Below are 584 nucleotides of genomic sequence, written 5' to 3' on the forward strand. Positions count from 1 at the left end.
GCAACATTCCGAACCCGGAAGCTAAGCCCAACAACGCCGATGGTACTGCACCCGACAGGGTGTGGGAGAGTAGGAAACCGCCGCAACCACACCACAAAAAAGGGGGTGGGGGGTAGAGCCTTTGGAAAGAAGGGAACACGCCTGTGTTCCTTGCTTCCCGATGCTCCACCCCCCACCCCCCTTTTCATTTCACACACCACACCAACACACCACACAACACACGCCAAACACAACACACAGCACACGCCAAGAGCCGAACTGAATCGCTCCGGGTTTGATAGAGGCAGTGATGATTGGAAAGGATCACTGTCATGACGAGTTCGAGGAAGTATCTCGATGAGTTGCGTGAGCGTGTGACTCGGTTGGCGTTGGAGGCCCGTGGGGATCCTGAGCGGTCCAAGGGTGTGATCGCTCGGATTGCTGGTGAGTTGGGTGTTCATCCTGAGGCGTTGCGTATCTGGGTGAAGCGTTCGGAGATTGATGGTGGTCTTCGGGCGGGGACGACGAGTGCGGATGCCCAGCGGATCCGGGAGTTGGAGAAGGAGAACCGGGAGCTGCGGCGCGCCAACGAGATCTTGAGGAAA

Annotated in this window: 1 protein-coding gene and 1 rRNA gene; both read left to right on the top strand. The window is 57.7% G+C overall.

Annotation, left to right across the window (positions count from 1 at the left end):
* Positions 1 to 86, top strand: a 5S ribosomal RNA gene (gene rrf / locus JFX23_RS09705); the annotation flags it as partial.
* Positions 87 to 311: 225 nt separating this feature from the next.
* Positions 312 to 584 (top strand): transposase (locus JFX23_RS09260; protein ID WP_198776650.1); only part of this gene is annotated, 273 nt, incomplete at its 3' end.

The sequence above is a fragment of the Schaalia cardiffensis genome (genome assembly GCF_016405145.1).
In the GTDB taxonomy this organism is placed as follows: Bacteria; Actinomycetota; Actinomycetes; order Actinomycetales; family Actinomycetaceae; genus Pauljensenia; species Pauljensenia cardiffensis.